Annotated in this window: 5 protein-coding genes; 1 reads left to right on the top strand and 4 read right to left on the bottom strand. The window is 46.7% G+C overall.

What is annotated here, in order from left to right:
- A partial coding sequence (locus SFV55_RS13790; RefSeq protein ID WP_320030096.1) for a hypothetical protein occupies positions 1-183 on the bottom strand: 183 nt, incomplete at its 3' end.
- A 580-nt stretch (positions 184-763) separates the two neighbouring features.
- Between SFV55_RS13790 and SFV55_RS13785 the strand changes: the two genes are divergently transcribed.
- Positions 764-3,262 (top strand): M12 family metallo-peptidase, encoded by a 2,499-nt coding sequence (locus tag SFV55_RS13785; RefSeq protein WP_320030095.1) that lies wholly within the window; start codon positions 764-766, stop codon positions 3,260-3,262.
- Positions 3,263-3,442: 180 nt separating this feature from the next.
- Here SFV55_RS13785 and argH read toward each other — a convergent pair whose 3' ends face one another.
- The 3 genes from argH to argB are packed head-to-tail and all read right to left on the bottom strand — an operon-like array spanning position 3,443 to position 6,655.
- Positions 3,443-4,774: an argininosuccinate lyase gene (argH, locus tag SFV55_RS13780; RefSeq protein ID WP_320030094.1), complete on the bottom strand. Its 1,332-nt coding sequence runs from the start codon at positions 4,772-4,774 to the stop codon at positions 3,443-3,445.
- Positions 4,771-5,826, bottom strand: coding sequence for a M20 family metallo-hydrolase (locus SFV55_RS13775; RefSeq protein WP_320030093.1), 1,056 nt, complete (start codon positions 5,824-5,826; stop codon positions 4,771-4,773). Before SFV55_RS13775 ends, argH begins: the two co-directional genes overlap by 4 nt.
- A 58-nt stretch (positions 5,827-5,884) precedes the next feature.
- On the bottom strand, positions 5,885-6,655 hold the full coding sequence (gene argB / locus SFV55_RS13770) for an acetylglutamate kinase (RefSeq protein WP_320030092.1): 771 nt from the start codon (positions 6,653-6,655) through the stop codon (positions 5,885-5,887).
- Positions 6,656-6,879: the final 224 nt, after the last annotated feature.

Here is a 6,879-nt window from a genome sequence, read left to right as displayed (position 1 = left end):
AGATTGGTGAAACCTTCTATCCATCACCCCTCCAAAAAACTGTACAAAAAATATGATCACTGTGGTCATAACTTCTTTTTTATAGAATTGCCCTTCGCAAATGTGGCGATGAGTGGCGAATCTATCGCGGTTTGGCTTTATAACATCTTTATAAGGCGTGAATTGTTTTTTAAGGTTACTCATTTGAGGGCTTTGCTCCCAAGCAAAGCCCTACTTGTTCTCTAAGCATGATGCAAAAATTTCTTCCCTATTTTTTAAGGCTTTTGTGTAAAAAGCTCACCTGAAATGAAGCATCTGGCTCCCTATTCAAAACCCAAATCGGGAACTTAATTTTTCTGCCTTACTAAGTCAGAGAATTGTCAGTTTATTACCTCTTTTTAGCTTCTCTTGTTTCAAGGGTTGTTTTTTTGGCCGATAGCTTTATCTTTGCAATACAAAACAAAAAAAAAATTATATTTTTTTTGTTTTACGCACAATCCAAACCCATGGGATGGAGTTATTATGTGCAAATTCCTTCCCAAACTTTAGCGCTAATCCAGAACACGGATAATTACTTGCCACGCCAACTAACAAAGATAATCTCACTCAAACAAGACGCCACTATTTTTCGGCCCGTACTTTGCTTTGTCTTGAGCAATTGGTAATCATTCTTTACACACAGGGGATTAACACACTTTGAGAAAACCAGCGGCTTGGTGTACCATGTCGTAGCACAATTTATTTGTAGTAACCTTAAAAGTTTTACCAAAAACCGATTCACGCCATGAGAACTGTACTTACGCTGGCGATGGCTATGGTGTTGTCCATAGTCCATGCACAATTATCATTACGTCCTGCAGAACTGGTCGAAGCTCAAAAAAGCACCCGGGCTAAATTTGTCAAGTACCAATTGTTTGACCGGGCACCAGATCTGCGCGATGCAGACGCTGTAAACGCGCAGTGGCTGTCCTTGCGGTCGGAAGACCTGCGAGGGCTGCTGCAAGCGCGTCCCAAAGCCATGACCTTTCCCATTCCTGCAGGCGATGCAGGCACTTACGAATTAGAACTGGTTCAAGTCAATCTTTTTGCTGATGATTTCAGCGTTGTGTTGGCCAGTAATCCTAAGGTTATGCACGAAATGAACAGCGGTGTTCATTACCGTGGCATCATCAAAGGGCAACCCCAATCCGTGGTAGCCATCAGTGTTTTTGACGACGAAATTTCGGGTGTCATCAGCACCCCTGATCACCCCAACCAGGTATTGGGTCGTTACAAGGATGGTGACCGTCGTTTGCACCTCCTGCATGAAGACAGTATGATGGAAGATCATCCTGAATTTGACTGTAAAACGGCAGATAGTGGCGAAGCCTACCGGGCCGAAGAACTTCGGGATGCTCCCGAATTACGTGGTGCAGCATCATGTGTACGGGTTTATCTGGAAGTAGACAATGATGTTTTTGTAGACAAAGGTGGGCAAGATGGTACCACTCAATACATCACTGCTGTATTCAACCAGGTCGCTACTTTGTACGCCAATGCCAGCATCAGTCTGACTTTGTCACAAATCTTTATCTGGAACACCACCAGTCCTTATTCAGGTTCGGACACATACAGCTTGCTCACCCAATTCCAACGTACTCGTAATACATTTAATGGCGATGCCGGGATGTTGCTTTCTTACCGAGGCAATGGAGGTATTGCAGTAGTAGATGGTTTGTGTAGGCCTTATACTTCCTTTAAAATGGGGTATTCTGGCATTGGAAAAACCTATTCTGCGGTACCTACTTTCTCGTTCACAGTAATGGTGGTGGCCCATGAATTGGGGCATATTCTGGGTTCTCAGCACACCCATGCCTGCGTATGGAATGGCAACAATACTGCACTGGATGCTTGCCCTGGCTTTACAGAAGGCAACTGTGCCGCGTCCGTAACTGCCCCTACAGGCGGTGGAACAATCATGTCTTATTGCCACCTCAACAAGGTTGGCATCAACTTCACGCTTGGGTTTGGCACCCAACCAGGTACATTGATTCGTAACCGAATTGCTGCAGCTACCTGTTTGGTGGCCTGCCCAACTGGAGGTGGAGGCGGAACTGGCACCGGAGGTGGAACTGGTACAGGAGGCGGAACTGGCACCGGCACAGCTACCTGTGCCAACGTTACATTCTCACTTACCCTAGACATGTTTGGTAGCGAAACCACCTGGGAAATACTCAATCCGGCTGGGGCTGTTGTAGCGAAGGGTGGTCCCTATGTTGATAAAACAGCGGGGCAAAAAGTAGAACAAACGGTATGTCTTCCATTTGCCTGCTACAGACTGCGGATTCTGGACAAAATTGGCGATGGTATTTGTTGCGGTTATGGCAATGGATCATTCAAGTTGTTGGATGCCAATAACGTAGTCATTGCGCAAGGTGGTCAATTCACCAAAGAATCCCTGACCAGTTTCTGTGTACAGTCATCTGGCGGAAGCAATCCTCCTCCACCTCCCAATGCTACTTGTACCAATATAGATTTTAGCAAAACGGTTCCAGTTTCTTTTGGTGGCTCACAGGACGGTGGTACTGCCACCGTGGCCGACTTAGGCAAGTCCTTGACCATCAAAAACAATGCCTGGAAAGCAGTACCCCTTGCATACAATATTACAGCCGATACATACCTGGAATTTGAGTTCCGCTCTACTTTACAGGGAGAAATTCACGGGATTGGTTTCGACGATGATGAGAACATCTCAGCACCTTATACCTTCCAATTGTGGGGTAAACAATCCTGGGGAATCTCCAATTTCCGCAACTATGAAGGGAATGGAGCCTGGAAAAAGTACACCATCAAAGTAGGACAATTCTATACCGGAGCAACGAAGTATCTGTTCTTTGCTGCTGATATGGATGCGGCCCCTTACACCAGTGAGTCGCAGTTCCGCAATGTGCGTATTTACGAAAGTACCCCTTGCCCTAGTTTCCAGCAACCCAATACTGAAGGCTTTGGTTTTGGTACCAATTTGTTGAATGAAAAATCAGCCGTAGTCATTTATCCCAATCCAACCCACAACAATACCAAAGCTCAGGTGAGCCTCAGTGCCTGGCCAGCTGGTCAGTACAACCTGGAACTTTTTGACGTGTACGGAAAAGTAGTTCGTAAGCAAGCCCTGGATGTGGCTGCTTATGGAGACCACTCGTTTGAACTGAAAACTACGGATTTACCCGCAGGCACCTACTTGTATAAAATCGGCGATGAACAATTGAAACTATCCGGCCGGGTGGTCGTGATGAGTGGTAATTAACCCTAATGCTCCTTGCCAGGGTTAAAGACAAGCCCTGGCAAGGTTTACTTTAATAAGTTCCCCCTTTTTTGTTCCCAATTTTGGATAAAGTGTTCTAGTTGCTGGTATCTGTCGATGACCGATCGCCCTTCATGGTCGGTTATCGATAGGTCCAGTTTTGGGTGGGTTTAATGGAATGGACTATTTCCTTAATTTCTCCAATTGCTCCAACACCCCTTCAAACCCAAAACCACTCCATACCCTCTCCCACTTCTCCTTAATCTCCGCCGTGCACAAATTCCCAATGCTCCCTTCATGGGTATGATTCAAAGTGCGATCAGGATTAAAGGTACCATTCTCAATGTCCATACCCACCTGGCGGTACGCATCGCGGAAAGGGACTCCTTCCAGCGCCAGTTTATTGACCACTTCTACCGAATACAGGTATTTGTACTTTTCATCATCCAGGATGTTGGTTTTGGGTTGCATTTGGGGCAGGGCAAAACACAACATAGCCAGGCAGCTTTTTGCGGATTCAATCGCCGGGAAAATTACTTCTTTCAGCAACTGAAAATCGCGGTGGTAACCACTCGGCAAATTGCTGGTCAGTAGACTCACCTGCTGGGGCAAAGCCGCCAATTGGGTACATTTTGCCCGCAGTAATTCAAAAACGTCAGGGTTCTTCTTGTGGGGCATGATGCTTGAACCCGTAGTCAGCTCGTCGGGATAACTCAAAAAGGCAAAATTCTGATTGAGGTACAAGACCATGTCCATCGACAATTTATTCAGCGTATGGCCCAGGCCAGAAAGGGCAAAAGCCAGGAACAACTCCGTTTTTCCACGCCCCATTTGGGCATGCACCACATTGTAATTCAGATCGGCAAAACCCAATAACTCCGTAGTCATCCGCCGATTCAGTGGGAAAGAAGAGCCGTAACCAGCCGCCGACCCCAGGGGGTTTTGATTGATGATCTGATAAGCACTTTGAAATTGCCGCAAATCATCCACCAGCGACTCCGCATAAGCCCCTAACCACAAACCAAAGGAAGACACCATTGCTATCTGCAAGTGGGTATAACCCGGCAGCAACACGTCTTTGTGCTTTTCCGAAAGGCTTTGTAAAATCTCGAACAAGTCCCCAATTTGGGTGCTCAGCGCCTCGATTTCCGCCCGTAGAAACAAACGCAAATCCACCAAAACCTGGTCATTGCGCGAACGACCACTGTGGATTTTTTTGCCCATATCCCCTAGGCGGCGCGTGAGCAACATTTCCACCTGAGAATGGACATCCTCTACCCCATCCTCAATGACAAAATTACCCGCTACTGCTTCATGGTAAAGCTCCTTCAGGGCTGTGGCCAGCGCTTCATATTCTGCCTTTTCCAGCAAACCAATGCTGCACAGCATCTCAATATGCGCCAGAGAACCCAAAATGTCGTAAGGGGCCAGATATAAGTCCATTTCCCGGTCACGACCAACGGTAAAGGTTTCTACTTCCGACCAGGCGGAGATAGATTTTTGCCAAAGTTTCATAGTATTCCTTCAATCAGTTGAATGTAGCAATCAATGCCTGCCCGAATTTCACTCAGTCGAATGTATTCGTCAGCAGTATGTGAACGAGCCGAGTCGCCAGGGCCAATTTTTAAGGAAGGAAAAGGCATCAAAGCCTGATCCGAAAGGGTTGGCGAACCAAAATAGGGCAAACCCAATTGCAGTCCACTTTGTACTAAGGGGTGCTCCAAAGCAATGCCGGATGAATTGAGGCGAAAGGAACGCGCTTTTAGCTCCGATTGAACCTTGCTTTGCAACAAGTCAAAAACCTCTTCATTGCGGTAACACTCGTTGGTACGCACATCGATCACAAAGTGGCAAGAATCTGGCACCACGTTGTGTTGTTTGCCTGCTTCAATTTGGGTGACACTCATTTTTACCTTTCCCAAGAGGGGCGAAACCCGCTCCAGGTCCAGCGTGCGAATGAGCTGGATGTCTTCCAGGGCGATGTAAATGGCATTTACGCCCTCTTCCCGGGCGGCATGGCCCGCAACCCCGTGTGCTTTGCCATCAATCACCATGAGCCCCTTTTCCGCAATCGCCATGCGCATTTGTGTGGGTTCGCCCACAATAGCAAAGTCAATTTGACCCAATTCGGAAAGCAATGCCGCGATACCGTTCGCCCCGGAAATTTCCTCCTCTGCCGTGGCGGCCATAATCAGGTTGACTGGCAAATCACTTCGTTCATAAAAATGGATAAAAGTAGCCAGGAGCGAAACCAATGGCCCACCTGCATCATTGCTGCCCAGGCCATATAGGATGTCATCTTCTTCTATTCCAGGGTGAAAAGGGTCCCTTTGCCATCCGGTAGCTGGTTTTACGGTATCAATGTGGGAGTTGAGCAACAAAACCGCTTTCCCCTCTTGCCAATGGTGATTTTTTGCCCAAAGGTTGTTCAAATGGCGCTGAAAAGGGATGTTTTTTGCAGTAAAAAAAGCAGCAACACACTCGGCAGCAGGTGCTTCTTCTCTGGAAAAGGAAGGGGTAGCAATCAGGTTTTTCAACAAATCAATGGCCGAGTCAGCTAAATTCATGTAGTGAAATTTTCGCCGCAAAGATACTTTTTATGCTCTAGTAGTGGGGCAAAAAAAATTAATCCGCATAAATTACCGTACCGCCGCCTCGAACCACTGACTCCGGACCACAAATGATCACTTCTTTCACCCCTTTGGCTAAAGCATCGAAAGCATTGTCGAGTTTGGGCAACATCCCGGCGTATACCACCCCTTCCTCTTTGTAGCGGGCGTAATCCTCAGCATTGATCCGGGGAATGACGGAATCATCATCTTCGGCATTGCTCAAGACTCCATTTTTATCCAGACACAAATACAATTTTACTTCGTAAAGTGCCGACATGGCCGTAGCCAAACTAGAGGCGATGGTATCGGCATTGGTATTGAGTAACTGGCCTTGCCCGTTGTGGGTGATGGCGCAAAAAACGGGGGTGAATTCAGCACTCAACAAGCGATGGATGGCTTCGGCATTGATCTCGTCCAGGTCACCGACAAAACCATAATCTATTTCCTTGACTGGTCGCTGGTGAGCGAGGATCACATTACCATCTGCACCACTCAAGCCCAGGGCATTGCCACCAATCGATTGCAACAAAGCAACAATTTGCTTATTAAAAAGGCCTGCATAGACCATTGTAGCCACCTCCAGGGCTGCCGCATCGGTTATCCGCCGACCATTGATCATTTGTACTGGAATTCCCAGTTTCTCACTGAGTTCAGATGCTTTTTTGCCTCCACCATGTACAATGATTTTTTGTCCTTCTTTTTGTAAAAATGCTTCCAGGATGGGTTGTAAAAGGGCTAAATCGTCAATGACTTTGCCGCCAACTTTTAGGATGTGTAAGTTCATCGTGCTTGGGTATTGAATTGGATTTGGCTAAAAAATACCGCACGAAGATAGTGTTTTATAGTGGGCAGGGAAAAAATTGTAGGGGCAGCCCCATCGCCATTAAGTTAAGCGAGTGATAGGGCTCAAGTAAAGATAAAAAGCTATCGGGTAAATTTTTTCACAAAAAAAAGATGGCGGTAGCTTTTTATCTATACTAAGATCCAAAAAAGGTTGTAGCCTAGATT

The organism is Haliscomenobacter sp., from assembly GCF_033763495.1.
Taxonomy (GTDB): Bacteria; Bacteroidota; Bacteroidia; order Chitinophagales; family Saprospiraceae; genus Haliscomenobacter.
The sequence above is the reverse complement of the archived record's forward strand: the minus strand, read 5'-3'. Positions and strand labels throughout refer to the sequence as shown.

Coding starts and splice junctions, on each gene's coding strand:
- argH (WP_320030094.1), bottom strand. CDS start 4,774: ATGAAACTTTGGCAAAAATCTATCTCCGCCTGGTCGGAAGTAGAAACC.
- SFV55_RS13775 (WP_320030093.1), bottom strand. CDS start 5,826: ATGAATTTAGCTGACTCGGCCATTGATTTGTTGAAAAACCTGATTGCT.
- SFV55_RS13785 (WP_320030095.1), top strand. CDS start 764: ATGAGAACTGTACTTACGCTGGCGATGGCTATGGTGTTGTCCATAGTC.
- argB (WP_320030092.1), bottom strand. CDS start 6,655: ATGAACTTACACATCCTAAAAGTTGGCGGCAAAGTCATTGACGATTTA.